The 16913-nt window shown below is 43.3% G+C and carries 16 protein-coding genes and 1 tRNA gene; 8 read left to right on the forward strand and 9 right to left on the reverse strand.

Annotation, left to right across the window (positions count from 1 at the left end; translation table 11 throughout):
* Window positions 1–31 precede the first annotated feature (31 nt).
* The 6 genes from ABIE26_RS04560 to ABIE26_RS04585 all read right to left on the reverse strand — a co-directional run bounded on the left by ABIE26_RS04560 (window position 32) and on the right by ABIE26_RS04585 (window position 4564).
* The gene (locus tag ABIE26_RS04560; protein WP_310139549.1) at window positions 32–568 is read right to left on the reverse strand and encodes an RNA polymerase sigma factor; all 537 of its coding nucleotides are present in this window, start codon (window positions 566–568) and stop codon (window positions 32–34) included.
* 67 nt (window positions 569–635) lie between these two features.
* The gene (gene bla, locus ABIE26_RS04565; protein WP_310139547.1) at window positions 636–1421 is read right to left on the reverse strand and encodes a subclass B1 metallo-beta-lactamase; all 786 of its coding nucleotides are present in this window, start codon (window positions 1419–1421) and stop codon (window positions 636–638) included.
* Window positions 1422–1534: 113 nt separating this feature from the next.
* Window positions 1535–1622 (reverse strand) — tRNA-Ser (locus tag ABIE26_RS04570).
* A 97-nt stretch (window positions 1623–1719) separates the two neighbouring features.
* Entirely contained in the window at window positions 1720–2709 is a 990-nt protein-coding gene (locus tag ABIE26_RS04575; protein ID WP_310139545.1) for a YihY/virulence factor BrkB family protein, read from the reverse strand.
* A 20-nt stretch (window positions 2710–2729) separates the two neighbouring features.
* A complete protein-coding gene (gene mltG, locus ABIE26_RS04580; protein WP_310139544.1) occupies window positions 2730–3776 on the reverse strand; it encodes an endolytic transglycosylase MltG in 1047 nt (348 codons plus the stop codon).
* Between the two features lie 20 nt (window positions 3777–3796).
* On the reverse strand, window positions 3797–4564 hold the full coding sequence (locus ABIE26_RS04585; protein ID WP_310139542.1) for a PASTA domain-containing protein: 768 nt from the start codon (window positions 4562–4564) through the stop codon (window positions 3797–3799).
* Window positions 4565–4715: 151 nt separating this feature from the next.
* On the opposite strand from ABIE26_RS04585, the gene ABIE26_RS04590 reads away from it, so the two are divergent.
* A complete protein-coding gene (locus ABIE26_RS04590) occupies window positions 4716–5702 on the forward strand; it encodes a D-alanine--D-alanine ligase (protein ID WP_310139541.1) in 987 nt (328 codons plus the stop codon).
* A 69-nt stretch (window positions 5703–5771) separates the two neighbouring features.
* Here the strand turns inward: ABIE26_RS04590 and ABIE26_RS04595 are convergent, their stop codons facing one another.
* Window positions 5772–6542, reverse strand: coding sequence for a DUF3575 domain-containing protein (locus ABIE26_RS04595; RefSeq protein WP_310139539.1), 771 nt, complete (start codon window positions 6540–6542; stop codon window positions 5772–5774).
* Between the two features lie 129 nt (window positions 6543–6671).
* Between ABIE26_RS04595 and ABIE26_RS04600 the strand changes: the two genes are divergently transcribed.
* Entirely contained in the window at window positions 6672–7253 is a 582-nt protein-coding gene (locus ABIE26_RS04600) for a Crp/Fnr family transcriptional regulator (protein ID WP_310139537.1), read from the forward strand.
* A 69-nt stretch (window positions 7254–7322) separates the two neighbouring features.
* A complete protein-coding gene (locus tag ABIE26_RS04605; protein ID WP_310139536.1) occupies window positions 7323–7709 on the forward strand; it encodes a DUF983 domain-containing protein in 387 nt (128 codons plus the stop codon).
* Here ABIE26_RS04605 and ABIE26_RS04610 read toward each other — a convergent pair.
* Both ABIE26_RS04610 and ABIE26_RS04615 read right to left on the reverse strand, forming a co-directional pair.
* Window positions 7699–9126: an MATE family efflux transporter gene (locus ABIE26_RS04610; protein WP_310139534.1), complete on the reverse strand. Its 1428-nt coding sequence runs from the start codon at window positions 9124–9126 to the stop codon at window positions 7699–7701. The genes ABIE26_RS04605 and ABIE26_RS04610 overlap by 11 nt on opposite strands.
* Before the next feature lie 378 nt (window positions 9127–9504).
* Window positions 9505–9924: an acyl-CoA thioesterase gene (locus ABIE26_RS04615; RefSeq protein WP_310139531.1), complete on the reverse strand. Its 420-nt coding sequence runs from the start codon at window positions 9922–9924 to the stop codon at window positions 9505–9507.
* Between the two features lie 150 nt (window positions 9925–10074).
* Here ABIE26_RS04615 and rpsO point away from each other — a divergent pair, with 150 nt between their 5' ends.
* From rpsO to serC, 5 genes are all read left to right on the forward strand, one after another.
* Entirely contained in the window at window positions 10075–10353 is a 279-nt protein-coding gene (gene rpsO / locus ABIE26_RS04620; protein WP_310139529.1) for a 30S ribosomal protein S15, read from the forward strand.
* Between the two features lie 114 nt (window positions 10354–10467).
* Entirely contained in the window at window positions 10468–12618 is a 2151-nt protein-coding gene (gene pnp, locus ABIE26_RS04625; RefSeq protein ID WP_310139526.1) for a polyribonucleotide nucleotidyltransferase, read from the forward strand.
* A gap of 113 nt (window positions 12619–12731) precedes the next feature.
* On the forward strand, window positions 12732–13403 hold the full coding sequence (gene rpe, locus ABIE26_RS04630) for a ribulose-phosphate 3-epimerase (RefSeq protein ID WP_310139524.1): 672 nt from the start codon (window positions 12732–12734) through the stop codon (window positions 13401–13403).
* 17 nt (window positions 13404–13420) lie between these two features.
* Window positions 13421–15796: a TonB-dependent receptor gene (locus ABIE26_RS04635; RefSeq protein ID WP_310139522.1), complete on the forward strand. Its 2376-nt coding sequence runs from the start codon at window positions 13421–13423 to the stop codon at window positions 15794–15796.
* Between the two features lie 47 nt (window positions 15797–15843).
* Window positions 15844–16908, forward strand: a complete 1065-nt coding sequence (serC, locus tag ABIE26_RS04640; RefSeq protein ID WP_310139519.1) for a 3-phosphoserine/phosphohydroxythreonine transaminase — start codon at window positions 15844–15846, stop codon at window positions 16906–16908.
* The last annotated feature ends 5 nt before the right edge of the window (window positions 16909–16913 follow it).

Below are 16913 nucleotides of genomic sequence, written 5' to 3' on the forward strand. Positions count from 1 at the left end.
TAGACGCATTTTTTTTCATTTAGGTGAATGTTCATTTAAAATTGACCAGTTTTTTTTGCAAAGCCCTTACTGCAAGCTTTAAATGCGTTTTTATTGAATTCACCGAAAGCCCCATTTCCTGTGCTGCCTCCTTGTATTTTTTATCTTCCATATATACCAGCTTAAATGCTTTCTGCCGTTGCAGGGGAAGCTCATTGAAAGCCAGATTAAGGTTGTCCTCATAGTGATCTGCTTCCGGCTCTTCCTCCATGACTACATCACTGCAATTAAGGCTGTATTCATTAAGCCTGCGCTCAGATACCTTTCTTTTTCTAAGGGACATGATACACTGATTATGTACTGCCCTGAGTAAATAAGCATTTAGTGAAGTGTTGATGCTATGAAGCCTGGCTTTTTGCCAGATGGCAACAAATAAGGATTGAACCAGATCTTCTGCCTCCATCTCGTCTTCCAGCATGAAATAGGCTTTAGCAGAGAGCATTTTATAATACTTCTTAAATATAGCTTCATAAGCAGAGGGGTCTCCGTCTTTAAGCCGATCTAATAATATTTGGTCTTCCTCTCTCATACAGAATATCAGACAATATAAAAGTAAATAAGAACAAACGCAAAACTGCGCAAGCCGATCTGTTTATTTACTTAGGTGAGGCAGCGGTTGGCCGGGAAGTTTGAGGGCCGAATAAGTTAATTGTATAATCAAGTAATTTGTTGTCCCCATATTGACCGTGTCCCGGGACAATAATTTTCACATCTGGGTACGCCTTTTTAACGCTTTCAACTGTAGCCGGCCAGTTTGTAACGTTAGCGTCGCCTAAAAAACCTTTACCTGCACCCAGTTCTTTTATTAAACAGCCCCCAAACATGATCTTTTCTGAAGGAAAATAACCAACCACATTGTCTTTTGTATGTCCTTCTCCAAAAAACTTTGCAACAATATTTTCATCCCCTACTTTTAAGACAAGCGAATCCCTGAAGCTGTTTTCAGGAATGGCAAAGCCTTTCTCTTTTGCCAGTTCAATTGTTTTGAAATAGGCATAGGAAGGAACATCATTTTCATCAAATGCCTTTAGTCCTCCTAAACAATCATCGTGGAAATGGGTAGGAATAATTGCGTTTATTTTGCAGTGGAGCGTTTCTTTTATCCATTTAATTAATGCCCCTGAACTTTCATCGTTGGTTGGTGTATCGAAAACAATTGCCTCATTGCTGTTTGTAACGATGAGGCCGTTACAAGGGACCTTCCCGAAATCGTCGGTTTGTAAAAACGAGGTATGTTCAAAAGAATTTTTGGTAATTTGGGTTACAATTAGTTCATTCGATTTGTAAACCTCTTTGGGTTTGAACACCTCTTGTTTCTGAGAACTGCAATTTAAATTTAACAGAGAAATTACGATGATCAATAAAATATTTAAGGCTTTCATTTTGTTTTGCTTTTTAGAATCCGCCAACATAGTAAAAAGGTGAGACCGGGAAATGCTGACCGGCTATTCATTACAATATACAAAAAAGGGATGATTGAAAAATCATCCCTTTCTGGCGGAGAGTGAGGGATTCGAACCCCCGGAGCTATTACACTCAACAGTTTTCAAGACTGCCGCAATCGACCACTCTGCCAACTCTCCGGCGCAAAAGTACAAATACCGCTTGATTTTACAAATTCAGCTCTTAATAATTTAACGATAAATTGTTAAGGGCTTAAAAATGAGTTAGTAATTTTTTTTATTTTCCGGAATTCTGATGTTCAGAAGGCGTTTTTTTGAACAGATTGAAATTAGGACGGATGATTTTTACGCTGCGTTTAGACAGGTCTACGCTTGCGTTCAGCTCAAAACCGATCAGCAGGATCAAAGAATTCAGGTAAAGCCAGATCATCAGCACAATCAGCGTACCGATAGAACCGTACACTTTATTGTAAGAACTGAAATTGTTGATGTAATAAGAAAAGCCCCAGATGGTCAGGAAAGCAAGTATGGTTGCCAGCCATGACCCTGCACTAAAAAAACGCCATTTCTTGGCATGTGCCGGGCCGTACTTGTACAATACCGATATGGTTACAAAATAGAGTATACCCAACAGCGACCAGCGTGTAAGACCAATCAGATAACCAATAAAATTCCCTTCCATGTCTAGTTCCGTATCGATATAATTCAGGGCATATTCGCCTATGGCCATAGCGATGATACAGATGATAACCGAGAAGGCAATAATGAGGGTCAGTACCACAGCAATCAGCCGCTGCTTTAACCAGGTCCGTGTTTCAATGATCAGCGAAGATTTGTTAAAGGCCATCATCAGGTTGTGTACCCCGTTGGTTGCAAAAAACAGCGAAAGTAAAAACCCGAAGGACAGCAAGCCCCGGTTTTGCTTGTGCACAATTTCATCCAGCGTAGTGCTGAAAGCATTATAGGCATCAGCAGGAAGCACAAGCATAATGAGCTGCATCAGCTGGTCCTGGAAATGGAACCTTTTGGGTATAAAAGGGATCAGTGTAAATAAAAAGATGATCGCAGGAAAAATAGCGAGCATAAAGTTATAGGCCAGGGAAGAGGCTTTATTGACCAGCGAATCCTTCCCGATCTCCTTAAAAAAGAAAGTGGCAACAGTGTACAGGGGCAGGGGACTAAAACCCGGAAGTATGCATACTTTGGTCCAGTCTATAAACAGGGAATAGATCCTGATCTTTAATAGCTGCTTGTGTATCCACTCCATTTACCAAATCTACTCAAAAACTATTTGTAAATGTTGCGCTTGTTTAAAGCGTCCCGGTATTTCTTCGCATTCATCTCATGTTCCTGTACCGTTACCGCAAAATTATGATAGCCCGAAAAGTCCTCTTTTGCACACATATAAATATAGTTGTTCTTTTCCCGGTTCAGTACGGCATCGATGGCATTTATGCTCGGCATCATGATGGGCCCCGGAGGCAAACCTGCATATTTATAGGTGTTGTAGCGCGATTGTACCTGTAGTAAGGAATTAGTTACCCGTTTTACTGTAAAATCATCGTTGGCAAAAATCACCGTCGGATCGGCCTGCAGCAATATACCCTTATTCAATCTGTTTAAATACAGGCCGGCAATGACCGGCATTTCTTTATCGTACAAAGCTTCTGCATCCACAATAGAGGCCAGTATAGAAACCTGTATCGGACTAAGGTTAAGTGCAGCAGCTTTTTGCCTGCGTTCTTCTGTCCAGAATTTTTCGTACTCTTTATGCATCCTTTCAAAGAACTCTGCAGCGGTCACGTTCCAGTACATTTCGTAAGTGTTGGGAATGAACATTACATAGCTGTTGTCTTTATTGAAGCCATATTTTTCAATCAATGCTGCTGAATCCAGCAGGTTGATAAAAGTCAGGGAGTCGGGTTCCAGGTTGCGCGACAGGTAGCCTGCAAAATTCTCTTTTTTTCTCAGGTTCTGGAATTTCAGCTTTACAGGGTCCTGGTTACCGGATTTCAGCATATTGATGATGCTGCGGTTGTTCATTCCCTTATTCAGCTTGTAGCGGCCTGGCTTTAAGGAGCGGGCCAGGTCCATTTTTGCGGCAGCCTGACTAAAAGTACCGATCTCCGTTAAAATGTCTTTACGGCGAAGTTCTTCAAAAAGATCGTCCAGCTGCGAGCCGGTCCTTACATACAGGTACTTTTCCTTGCCTGTGGTATTGGGTGAAAAATACACCTTGTAAAATTTGAAGCCATAGTAGCCGCCTACCACTAAAACCGCCAGCGCTAAGGCCAGAAAAATTTTGCCTTTAGAAGTTTTTTTTTCGTTTGTCATATACAGAAAGTAATCAATCTTTATTTGTTGGAAAGCGTAATGTTTACCGGTGTGCCTATTTGAACCTTCGTTACCGAATCGGTTGCAAAAGGTGTTTGTTTAACTACAACTGCCGTTGCCGAATCGGTAATGTTGCCTTCATACGTAATAATCCCTAGGTTTAACTTGGCGCCATGTCTCAAGACAAGCAGGACTTCGTCTTTGGTAAGGCCGATCAAAGTAGGGATTTCCACTTCCTCATTTCCCTGCCCGTCGCCCAGCACCAGGTCTATCCGCGATCCCTTTGGTAAAGTTTCACCGGTTTTAATCGGCTGTCCGCCAAACAAAGCCTGCAGCACCACATCCCTCGCCGGATCTGGTTTATAAGTGGTATCACCAAGTTTCAGGCCAAAGCTCTCAATCAATGCCTGTACTTCCCTTAAAGATTTGAATTCCACTTCAGGAAATTTAACATTTGGTGCCTGGGCGGCATTCACTGTCAGGTAAATGGTACGGTTATCTTTTACAAAGGTATTGGCATTGGGGTCCTGGTCAATTACCATTCCTGGAGGGGAGTCCATAATGTACACCGAATCTACCTCATAACGTAAACCCAGTTCTTCCAGCTTTTCAACAGCCTTTGCTATAGACATTCCCTTTAAAACCGGAACATTAAGTCCCTGGCCATGTTTGGTATAATACCTTAAGCTAAAGAAAGCAATCAGCAATATCACCACTACCGTAAGTGCAGCAGCGATAAGGTTGTTTCTAAAAGATTTTGTCTTCAGATAAGATATGAATTTGCCCATAGCAGTTTAATGTCTTTTAAGGTATAAGCGCCAAATTTAGGCTAAAAAAATATTTTATTGGAATTAAAATAACATCTGCGGCAACTAATTTATATTTGTGTGCTGTCTTAACTGTCAGGCGCTTTCACAAGCAATTTAAAAATATAAACGAATGAAAAAAACAATAGCATTGCTAACCGGTGGTACTACAGGAGAATGGGTGGTATCCGTTAAAAGTGCCGCTACCATTGCCCAGAACCTGGATCCGGATAAGTTTGATGTATATAAAATTATGCTTACACAGCAGGGGTGGTTTTATGAGCCGGCCGATTCTGTGAAAATTGAGGTCGACCGTAACGACTTCTCCATCAACCTGAAAGGGAAGAAGATCAAATTCGATGGGGTCTTTATCGCCATTCACGGGGCACCCGGCGAGGATGGTAAATTACAGGGCTATTTTGACATGCTGGGCCTGCCTTATACCACTTGTGACGCCCTGACTTCGGCGGTTACCATGAACAAAGGTTATACAAAAGCCATTGTGAATGGCATTCCGCAGTTAAATATTGCCAAATCTGTACAGATCTTTAAAAATATACCACATAGCCTGGAACAAATCAAAAAGGAACTTAAAGTGCCTTATTTCGTAAAGCCCAATAACGGCGGCAGTAGTATTGGCATGAGCAAGGTTAATCATGTCAACGATCTGGAAGCTGCAGTAGAAAGGGCATTTAAAGAAGACAACCAGATCCTGATCGAAGAGTTCATTTCGGGCAGGGAGTTTACCATTGGCGTGGTAAAGCTGGATGGCCAGGTCACCGCATTGCCTGCTACCGAAGTGGAAACTGCCAAAGAGTTTTTCGATTTTGAAGCCAAGTACACACCAGGCGTGGCCACCGAAACCACTCCGGCTATGATGAAACCGGAAACGCTGGCCAGGGTTACCGAAATTGCTAAAAATGTATACCTGAAACTGAACTGCCGCGGAGTGGTACGCATAGATTTTATCCTGAACGAAGATGAAGGTGATTTTTATTTTATAGAGATCAATACCATTCCCGGACAAACCGCAACCAGCTTTATACCCCAGCAGGTGGCAGCAGCGGGAATGAAACTGAACGACTTTTATACCAAGCTGATCCGCGAGACCATCGGCTAAAATGTTTTTATACAAAAAAGCGGCTTGTGAATTTGTCACAAGCCGCTTTTTTGTATAAGTAAACAGGGCTTAGAACCTGAAGCCGATGCTTAGTCCGGATCTTAACCCGGCCCAGGGCCCGCTAAAATCAACTTTGGCGCCCTCGCCGTTTACGGTAGATTTTGTTTTTACCAGCGGCAGGTCTTCCAGGTCGGTCAGTGCATCCCTTAAAGCATCCTGCTCGTCATTATTTAAGTTTTTTTTGCCTGAGATGTTGCCTGAAGATGTACCATAATTTGGCCCCAGGATCCACCAGTCAAGATACACCAGTTTGCTCAGTTTCCATTGTGCACCAAATAACACCCCACCGGTAAATGTATTTACACTTCCGCTCAACGGCATGGTTTCGGATCTGCTGGTACCGGCTACTTCAACATCAAAAGTATAAGGTACTTCCGCATTATAAGTAGCATACCTTACAAAAGGTGCTACATAAAAACCTTTAAATACGCCCTGGCCCATATAAAACCTTACTTCCGGTGTAATGGAGAAGTTCCCGGTTTTAAAATCTTTAATGCTGTTCCAGGTATCATCATCGTCGATCAGGTCTTTTACCAGCGAGGGAAAAGGTACACCAGATTTAGGGGCAAACCTTAAGCCAACAGCTACCGATATCTTTTTGGTAACAGCGCGCTCATACTGAAAAGAAAGGTTTTTAAACAACAATGCCCCCGCATTCCATTTTACAAGGTTTTTGCCATCTGCATCTTCCTCTTTTTCCTGTGCAGTCAGGCTGGCTGAAGTACAGAAAATTAACAGCATCAGCAGGAGTAATGAATTTTTAGTAAAATTTTTGTTCATAATCGTTTGTTTGGGTTTGAAAATATTTTCGTCAAAGTTATCTTAAATTACCAAGGCAAAAAATACCCCCGATGAGGTATTTTATAAATGCTATGGTTAACTTCGTAAATTGATTATGTTGCTGTGCTTATGATGATAAAATACCTGCTAAATAATGGTTATCAGTCGGTTATATATAAAAAAGGGGAGGTGGTTTATGAACCTGGCGCCCAACCCCGGGCCGTTTATTTTATTGTAAACGGCGAGGTACGGATGGTAACTGTAAACGACGATGGCAAGGAGTTTATACAGGGCATTTTTAAGAGCAACCAATACTTTGGTGAACCTGCACTGCTGGTAAACAAACCTTATCTTGCTTATACCATTGCAACCAAAGACACTGAAATCATTACGGTGTATAAAGACGCCTTCTTTAAATTGCTGGAGACAGACCGTAATTTCAGTACAGAATTGATCAGAACACTGAGCAACCGTTTATTTTACAAATCCATGATGCTGGAAGAACTGGCCAATGAACAGGCCGAACACCGCATCAGGACCCTGATTGCCTACCTGCTTAAAAATCTCGAAAAAGACGTGGTAATGGACGTTACAAGGCAGCAATTGGCCGATATGAGCGGGCTGCGCGTAGAAACAGTGATCCGTTTGGTTAAAAAGCTGGCGGCACAGAAGGAACTGAAGCTCCTGAAGGGAAAGATCGTTAAAATCTAGATATGATCCAGATCATAAAATAGCAAAACAGCTCTTCGTACCTTTGTTTAAGATTAAAATTTATAAGGTATGAAACCGATATCAAAATTAGCAGCTGTTGTACAGTGTAAATGTCCGCGGTGCAGGGAAGGGGCAATGTTTTCAGGTAAGGTGTACTCCTTTAAAGGGCAGGCTACAAACGAATATTGCAACGTTTGTAACCTGCGCTTCGAGCGTGAGCCCGGATTTTTTTATGTGGCCATGTTTATCAGTTACGCCATGAACGTGGCCGAGATGATCAGTATCAGTGTAGCGGCTTATGTACTTGGGCTCGATCTGGTTTACGAGAACCTCTGGATCTACGCAGGCATTATCCTGTTTGGTGTGTTTTTATTTGCACCTTTCAATTACCGTTATTCGCGTGTATTCCTTTTACACTGGCTTACACCAGGCCTGGGCTACGTGCCTAAACCTTAACTGTTTTCCATTTACCCTTTTTAAACAGGATAAACCCGGCCAGGGCGATGCCTGTTTCGGCAACGGGAATGGCAATGAATACGCCTACCGGGCCTAAACCGAATTGTTTTGCCAGTAAAAAGGCCAGAGGGATCTGGAACAGCCAGAACCCGAAAAAATTTACCCAGGTTGGTGTCCAGGTATCGCCGGCCCCATTAAAGGTGCTCATCAGTACCATACCCATGCCATAAAATATATAGCCCAGGCTCATGATCTGCAGGGCATTGATGGCCACGTCCTGTATTGCTGTGTCGTTGCTGAAGAAAGCAATAAAATACCTTCCCCCGGCAAAGGTAAGGGCCATAACCAGCAGCATATAGATAATAATGTACTTGCCGGTCTTCATTACCGATTGTTCGGCCCTTTCCAGTTGTTTTGCGCCCAGGTTCTGACCTACCAGTGTGGCAGCGGCATTGCTCATGCCCCATGCCGGCAGCATAAAGAACATCATCAGCCTCAACGCGGTCTGGTAGCCGGCCGAGCCATGATCGCCACCTGTGGTAGCTACCAGCTGTGCCAGGAAAATCCAGCTACAGGAAGCAATAACAAACTGAAATATGCCGGGTGTGGCAATTTTTAACAAGGCAATGATCTGTTCCCAGTGGGGCTTTAGATAGGTCAGCCTGATTTTCAAAACACCGCTGCCTTTAAAAAGATGGTACAGCTGATAGCATACGCCTATACCGCGACCAATAGAGGTGGCTATTGCTGCACCTGTTAAGCCGAATGCAGGTATCGGCCCGAAACCATTGATCAATACCGGACATAAAATGATATTGGCGATATTGGCAATCCATAAACTTTTCATGGCTATTGCTGCATTTCCTGCACCTCTGAAAATTCCGTTGATCAGGAAAAGCAAGACAATAATTACACTCCCGCCCATCATGATGCGCATAAAAGGTGTGCCTTGTTCTGCAGTTTCGGCCGAAGCGCCCATCAGCAAAAGGATCTCTCTGGCGTAAACCAATCCGATGATGCTGATCAGGATGTTAAAGACCACAGCTATAAATATGGCCTGCATGCCGGCCTTTCCTGCTGCTTCGGGATCTTTTTCGCCCACACGGCGGGCAACAACGGCCGTTGCGGCCATACTCATGCCAATGGCCAGCGAGTAAATAATGGTCAATACGGATTCAGTTAAACCTACAGTTTGTATGGCATGGCTGCTGTTGTGCAGATGGCCAACAAAATAAAGGTCTACCAATGCAAAAACAGATTCCATTGCCATTTCCAGCATCATAGGTATGGCCAGTAGCAGGACTGCCCTGCGCATGCTCCCTTGTGTGAAATCAAGTTCGTCGCCTCTTAAGGCCTGTTTTAAAAGTGTAAAAATCTGAGATAGCCTACCCATTGAAGCTGTATTCTGTTCTGACATAAAAAATGGAAAAAAATAAAATATAAACCGTTAAGCAGCACTTTGGTGCTGAAGCTGATGTTTTGCGGAAAGGGTGGAGCCCTCGGTACTTAGAACCTCAAACGGACTGCAAAGATTTTCATCGAATTGCGGTTTTGTAAAACAAAAATATAAAAGTTTTTTTATTTACAACAACTTTTCTTAAGCCGGATAGGAGCAAGACAGTTTCTTCCACTCTTTTTATGTTAACAGGTTCATCTTGGGGTCATTTCGGGTTCACTTCGGGTTCGCCTCGGCTAAAACCGTCCAAAACCTTATATGAAGCCGAGGTGAAGACAGGATGATGCCAGTATGGGCAACCAGGCTAACTTATCTGTATAGCGGCAGAGAATAGAAGAATTAAATGGAGTAGGCTTTGATCATTTCATCGGTAACCTTACAGCCGCGACCGGTGGCAGTATCAATCATGACATAGTCAAACCAGCCATCGGCGGCTATTTTACCCGTACGTTTGTTTTCGATCTCAAACTGTACACGGCAGCCTTTTTCGTTAATGGTCAAAATCCCGGTGCGGATCAGGATCTCGTCGCCCAGGATCAGCGGACGCTTAAAATCGACCAGCGCGGTGCGTACTACCCAGCCAAAACCACTTTTCAGGAAGGATTCCATAGGCATTTTGTAAAACTCGGCCATCTGCTCGTAACGGGCAGCAAGTACATAATCGAAGTATTTGCTGTTGTGTACGTGGTTAAACATGTCAATGTCGTCAGGACGTACCTTTAACTGGCTTTCAAATATGCTGTACTGATTTTTCTCCATGGCCTAACAATTGATGCTGCAAAAATAGGATTTAGTTTAACTTATATTTGCCATCCAAGGGTAAATTGAAACTTTCTTGATAATCTTTAAAACATACTGTATCTTTGCCGGCAATTAATTAATTTATAAACACTTTAGTATCATTCAAGAATGTATTTAAGTAAAGAAGTAAAAGCCGAAATTTTTAAAAAACACGGCGAAGTAGAAACAAACACGGGTTCTGCAGAAGGTCAGGTTGCGTTATTTACATACCGTATTGCGCACTTAACAGAGCATTTAAAGAAAAATCGTAAAGATTTTTCCACTCAGTTATCACTACAAAAATTAGTAGGTAAACGTCGTGGTATTTTGGCTTACCTATACAAAAAAGATATTGAGCGCTACCGTGCTATCATCAAGACTTTAGGTCTGAGGGATATCATCAAGTAGTTTGCTTTTATCAGGAAAAGCCATTCTTCTGGAATGGCTTTTTTGCTTTGAAAATAAAAAACATATATAAACAAGGTGTGTGAAAAGAGGAAAACACACCACAACTATTATTAAATGAATGTAATAAAGAAAACGTTCGATCTGGGTGACGGAAGGACAATTGAAATTGAAACAGGAAAACTGGCTAAACAGGCTGATGGTGCTGTTGTCGTAAAAATGGGTGATACCATGTTACTGGCTACTGTAGTATCTACTGTGGGTGCTAAAGCAGGTGTTGATTTCCTGCCTTTATCGGTAGATTATCAGGAGAAATATGCTGCAGCAGGTCGTATACCTGGTGGGTTTCTTCGCCGCGAGGCCAGATTGTCAGATTATGAAGTTTTGATTTCACGTTTGGTTGACCGCGCTTTACGCCCGATGTTCCCTGAGGATTATCATTCTGATACCCAGGTAATGATCTCATTGATCTCTTCTGATAAAAATATCATGCCAGATTGCTTGGCTGGTTTAGCCGCTTCTGCTGCTATTGCGGTTTCAGACATTCCGTTTAACGGCCCGATCTCTGAAGTACGTGTGGCCAGAATTGACGGCAAATTTGTTATTAACCCTTATGTAAGCGACCTGGAGCGTGCGGATATCGAGTTTTTGGTTGCAGGTACTGAAAAGGACATCGTAATGGTAGAAGGTGAGTGTAACGAGATTTCTGAAGCCGAAATGGTTGAAGCAATAGAATTTGCACATAAAGCCATCATCATCCAGGTTCAGGCACAAAAAGAACTGACTGAACTGGTTGGTAAAACCGTTAAACGTGAGTATTCTCATGAAGACAGCAATCCTGAATTGAAAGAGCAGGTTTATGCTTATGCTTATGATAAAGTATATGCCATTGCAAAAAGCAATACCAGCAAAGGTGAAAGAGGTGATGCCTTTGGTGCGGTTTTGATGGATTTCATTGCTACTTTAGGTGAAGAAATCGATGATGTAACCGGCTTTTTAGCTAAAAAATATTTCCACGATGTACAGTATGATGCGATCCGTAACCTGGTACTTGATGAAGGTATCCGTTTAGATGGTCGTGATGTACGTACGGTACGCCCGATCTGGAGCGAAGTAGGTTATTTACCAGCTGCACACGGATCTGCTGTATTTACACGTGGTGAGACCCAATCGTTAACCACCGTTACTCTGGGTTCTAAAGATGATGAGCAAATGATTGACGGTGCTTTCATCAATGGATACAATAAATTCTTATTGCACTATAACTTCCCTGGTTTCTCAACCGGTGAGGTTCGCCCTAACCGTGGTGCCGGTCGCCGCGAAATTGGTCACGGTAACCTGGCCATGCGTTCTTTGAAGAAAGTACTGCCAGGGCTGGAAGAAAACCCTTATACCATCCGTATCGTTTCTGATATTCTGGAATCTAACGGTTCTTCATCAATGGCAACAGTTTGTGCAGGTACACTTGCATTGATGGATGCCGGTGTAAAAATCAAAGCGCCTGTGTCGGGTATCGCTATGGGATTGATCACCGACGAAAAAACCGGTAAATATGCCATCCTTTCAGATATCTTAGGTGATGAAGATCACCTGGGGGATATGGACTTTAAAGTTACAGGTACTGAAAAAGGTATCGTAGCCTGTCAGATGGATTTGAAGATCAATGGCCTGAAGTGGGAAGTGCTGACCAACGCTTTAAACCAGGCTAAAGAAGCACGTCTGCACATCCTGAACGAGATGAAGAAAACAATTGCTGCACCTCGTGAGGATTATAAAGCACATGCTCCGCGTATTGTTTCCCTGAGCATTGATAAAGAATTTATTGGTGCGGTAATAGGACCTGGTGGTAAGATTATCCAGGAAATGCAGCGCGAAACCGGCGCTACCATCTCTATTGAAGAAGTAGGCAACAAAGGTATCGTTGAGATCTTTGCTGATAATAAAGCTGCAATTGACGCTGCCGTAGGCCGTATCAATGCCATCGCTGCCAAACCTGAAATCGGTGCAACTTATGATGGTAAAGTAAAATCTATTATGCCTTTTGGTGCTTTCGTTGAGATCATGCCAGGAAAAGATGGTTTACTGCACATTTCTGAGATCGACTGGACGCGTTTAGAGACGATGGACGGTGTGTTTAAAGAAGGAGATAAGGTTCAGGTGAAATTGCTGGATGTTGACAAGCAAGGCAAAATGAAGCTTTCCAGAAAAGCATTGTTGCCGCGTCCGCCAAAACCGGAAACTGTAGCAGCAGAAAACAAACCTGCTTAAGTAATTGAGGTCATTTTAAGCATAAACCCCCGCCAACAGCGGGGGTTTTTATTTAAACGGGTTATTTGTTTATCTTTACAAGGTATCCATACCATAAATCAAAAATTAACCAAATGACCCATCTTATTGCCCCTTCCGTACTTTCTGCAGATTTTGCCAACCTTCAGCGTGATGTTGAAATGATCAACGCCAGTCAGGCCGACTGGTTTCACGTGGATGTGATGGATGGAGTTTTTGTACCCAATATTTCTTTTGGTTTTCCGGTGATGGAAGCGATAAAAAAACATGCAAAGAAGCCCTTGGATGTGCACCTGATGATCGTAAACCCTGATCAGTATATTGAACGCTTTGCGGCGGCGGGAGCCGATGTGATTACTGTTCATTATGAAGCCTGTACCCACCTGCACAGAACTGTTCAGGCCATTCATGCGGCCGGTTGTAAAGCCAGCGTAGCCCTGAACCCGCATACACCTGCGGCTTTGCTGAAGGACATCCTGGGTGATCTGGATATGGTATTGATCATGTCGGTAAACCCCGGTTTCGGTGGACAACAGTTTATTCCGAACACACTCCATAAAGTCAGGGAATTAAGGGCAATGGCAGCCTTAATAAAACCCGATCTGCTCATAGAAGTGGATGGGGGTGTTGGCCTTCACAATACAGCTGCCCTGCTGCAGGCGGGGGCAAATGTATTGGTTGCAGGGAATGCCATATTTGCGGCCCCTTCACCAACAGCTATGATCACAGAACTTAAACAGGTAGACGGCAGTGCTGTACAGGTATAACTTATAAAACCTTGTTAATGCTCAGGACCTATTTATTGCTGTTTGTCATTTTGCTGGGTTTTACCAGCGCAAATGCGCAGCCCCTGGTAAAAATATCGGGACTGGTTAGCGACCAGCTGGGCCATTCCCTGCAGCAGGTTACGGTGACCATACTCGGGCAAAGCCAGTCGACCATTACCGATGAGCATGGCCTTTATAACATTTACTCCAAAACCAAAGCCTTTACCTTAAAATACACATTACTGGGCTATAACCCTGTATTGATCAATGTCAATGAGGAAAAAGCCGGCCGGATTACCCGGCATGCGGTGCTGAGCATCAATCCTGCTGAGTTGGAGCAGGTGACCATTACCAATAAACAAAACCAGCTGAGCAACAGTACCATCATCAATATTGCTGATGCCGCTGCTTTACCCGCTGCCTCCGGAAATTTTGAAGCTATTCTGAAGACACTCCCCGGCGTGTCGCCAAACAATGAACTGAGTGCCCAGTATAGCGTCAGGGGAGGTAATTTTGACGAGAACCTGCTATATGTAAACGATATAGAGGTCAACAGGCCCATCCTGGTGAGGAATGCCCAGCAGGAGGGGCTTAGCTTTGTTAATCCTGATTTGCTAAGCTCGGCAAAATTCTCGGCCGGAGGTTTTGAAGCCCGTTATGGCGACAAACTTTCGTCGGTGCTGGATGTGAAATATGAGCGCCCTGACAGCAGCTCGGCTGTTTTAAGTGCTGGGTTGCTGGGTTTATCTTTCGGGTCTAAAATTGTAAACCGCAAAAGCTACCTGCTTGCCGGAATCAGGTATAAGAACAATACCGGTTTATTGGGCAGTCAGGATAACAAGGGTGTGTATACCCCCAATTTTACGGATGTACAAATGGTGTATGGCCATGAGTTTTCGCCCCGCCTGAGTTTAAGTCTGCTGGGTAGTTTTAACAGTGGGACCTTTAAACTGATCCCGGAAAACAGGGAAACGGTGTTTGGTACTGCTACCGCCAGGATGCGGCTGAACATTGATTATGAAGGTGAGGAGAAAGACAATTACCAGACCGCAGGAGGGGCGGCAACCTTAAAGTTCATTCCTAAACCCAACTACGTCCTGAAATGGATAAACAGTTTTTTCCAATCGGAAGAAAAGGAACAGATTGACCTTACGGGCTGGTATTTATTTGATACAGGAAATGCCGGTGTACAAAACCGGGCTATAGGCGCTTACATCAGCTATGCTGCAAACAGGCTCAGTTCCAGGAGTTTCAGTTCAGAGTTTAAAGCCGATCAGACCTTTCAGAACCACACTTTTTCCTGGGGACTGAGGTTTGAAACGAAAAATTACAGCGATAACCTGAATGAATACAGCCTGATTGATTCAGCGGGTTATCTTCAAGATGCCGAAACCCATAACTTTTACCAGGACAACCGTGTTTTTGTCCAGAATAAACTCGGCATCAGGTATTATACTGCCTATCTGCAGGACAGTTACCGGCTATCGGGCAATACCGATCTGCAGCTGGGGGTACGCGGAAGCTATAACGATCTGAGTGAACAGTTTCTGTTAAGTCCGCGCCTGCTGCTGGCCTATCGCCCGGCAAACAACAGAAAGATCTTCCGTTTTACGGCCGGACTGTACCAGCAGGCCCCGGATTACAGGAGCATAAGGGGTTTTGATGGTACACTGAACCTGCAGCAAAAAGCACAGCGTTCGTACAATACTTCGGCCGGACTGGATTATGCCTTTGACGCCCTGGGTACCCGCCTGAAATTCAGTTCAGAGCTCTATTTTAAATACCACGACCGGCTGATTCCTTATCTGATGGACAATGTACGGGTGAAATACCTGGCCAGGGAAGAGGCCAGAGGATATACTTATGGTGCCGATTTTAACATCGGCGGAGAGTTTGTGAAAGACCTGTTGTCTTACTTCAGGCTGTCGTTTATGAAATCGGCCCAGGACATCAGAAACGATGGTAAAGGCTACCTGAAACGGCCAGCAGACCAGCGGGTAAATTTTTCTGCTTATTTCCAGGACCGCTTGTTAAACAGTCCAGCCTACAAGGTGCACCTTAGTCTGCTTTATGGTTCCAGGCTGCCGGTTGGTTCGCCGCTTATGCAAAGCTATTCAGATAGTTTTCATATCCCTGCCTATAAGCGGGTCGATATTGGTTTTTCCAAAGATTTTCTGGACGATTTTTCAGAAAAAAAAGCAGGCCTTCTGGAGAAATATTTTAGTTCGTTTACGGCATATGTTGAAGTATTTAATTTGCTGAATATCAACAATACAGTTTCTTATTTGTGGTTGAAAGATCTGGATAACGTACAATATGCTGTACCTAACTACCTAACAGGTAGGCGTCTCAACGTAAAATTGGTCATCAAGTTTAAAAAATCGAAGGGATAAACGACATAAAACTGTTACATTTACAGGCAATAAATCTAACATAAACAATGAGACACAATTTCGGCGCAGGCCCATGTATTTTACCTCAAGAAGTATTTAAACAAGCATCACAGGCAGTATTAGATTTTAAAGACGGTTTATCCATCCTGGAGATCTCTCACCGTACGCCTGAATTTGAAGCGGTTGTAGATGAGACCGTAAAATTGGTTAAAGAATTAATGAACGTACCATCGGGTTATTCGGTTGTATTGTTACAAGGCGGTGCGAGTTTGCAGTTTTCGATGGTTCCTATGAACCTGTTGCCTCAGGGCGGTACTGCTGCTTACCTGGAAACAGGTGTTTGGGCCAATAAAGCCATTAAAGAAGTGAAAAACTTTGGAACTGCAAATATTGTTGCTTCTTCAAAAGCCGATAATTATACCTTCATTCCAAAAGGATACAGCATTCCTGAAGACAGTGCTTATTTTCATTGTACTTCAAACAATACCATTTACGGAACAGAAATGTTTGAACTGCCTGAAACCAGCGTGCCAGTGGTGTGCGACATGTCGTCTGATATCATGAGTCGTGTAGTTGATGTTTCCAAATATGATCTGATCTATGCAGGTGCACAAAAAAATATCGGCCCTGCCGGTTTAACTATTGCCATTGTTAAAGATGAGATCCTGGGTAAATCGGGTAGAGGAATTCCTTCAATGCTGGACTATAAAGTGCACATTGACGGTGGTTCTATGTACAATACCCCCCCGGTATTCTCCATTTATGTGGCTATGCTGAACCTGAGATGGTTAAAATCTAAAGGAGGTGTTGCTGAAATTGAAAAAGAGAACATTGCAAAAGCAAATGCACTGTACAAAGAGATTGACAGAAATTCTTTATTTAAAGGTACCTGTGCGGTAGAAGACCGTTCAAGAATGAACATCTGCTTTGTAATGGAAAACCCTGAACTGGAAAAACCTTTCCTGAAATTTGCTGAAGAAAATGGCATTGAAGGTATCAAAGGACACAGAAGTGTAGGCGGTTTCAGGGCCTCTATGTACAATGCGCTTCCAATTACAAGCGTACATGCGCTGATTGATTTAATGCAGACTTTTGAAGAGAACCACAAATAGATAAA

Origin of the sequence: Pedobacter africanus (genome assembly GCF_040548825.1) — a bacterium.
In the GTDB taxonomy this organism is placed as follows: Bacteria; Bacteroidota; Bacteroidia; order Sphingobacteriales; family Sphingobacteriaceae; genus Pedobacter; species Pedobacter africanus_A.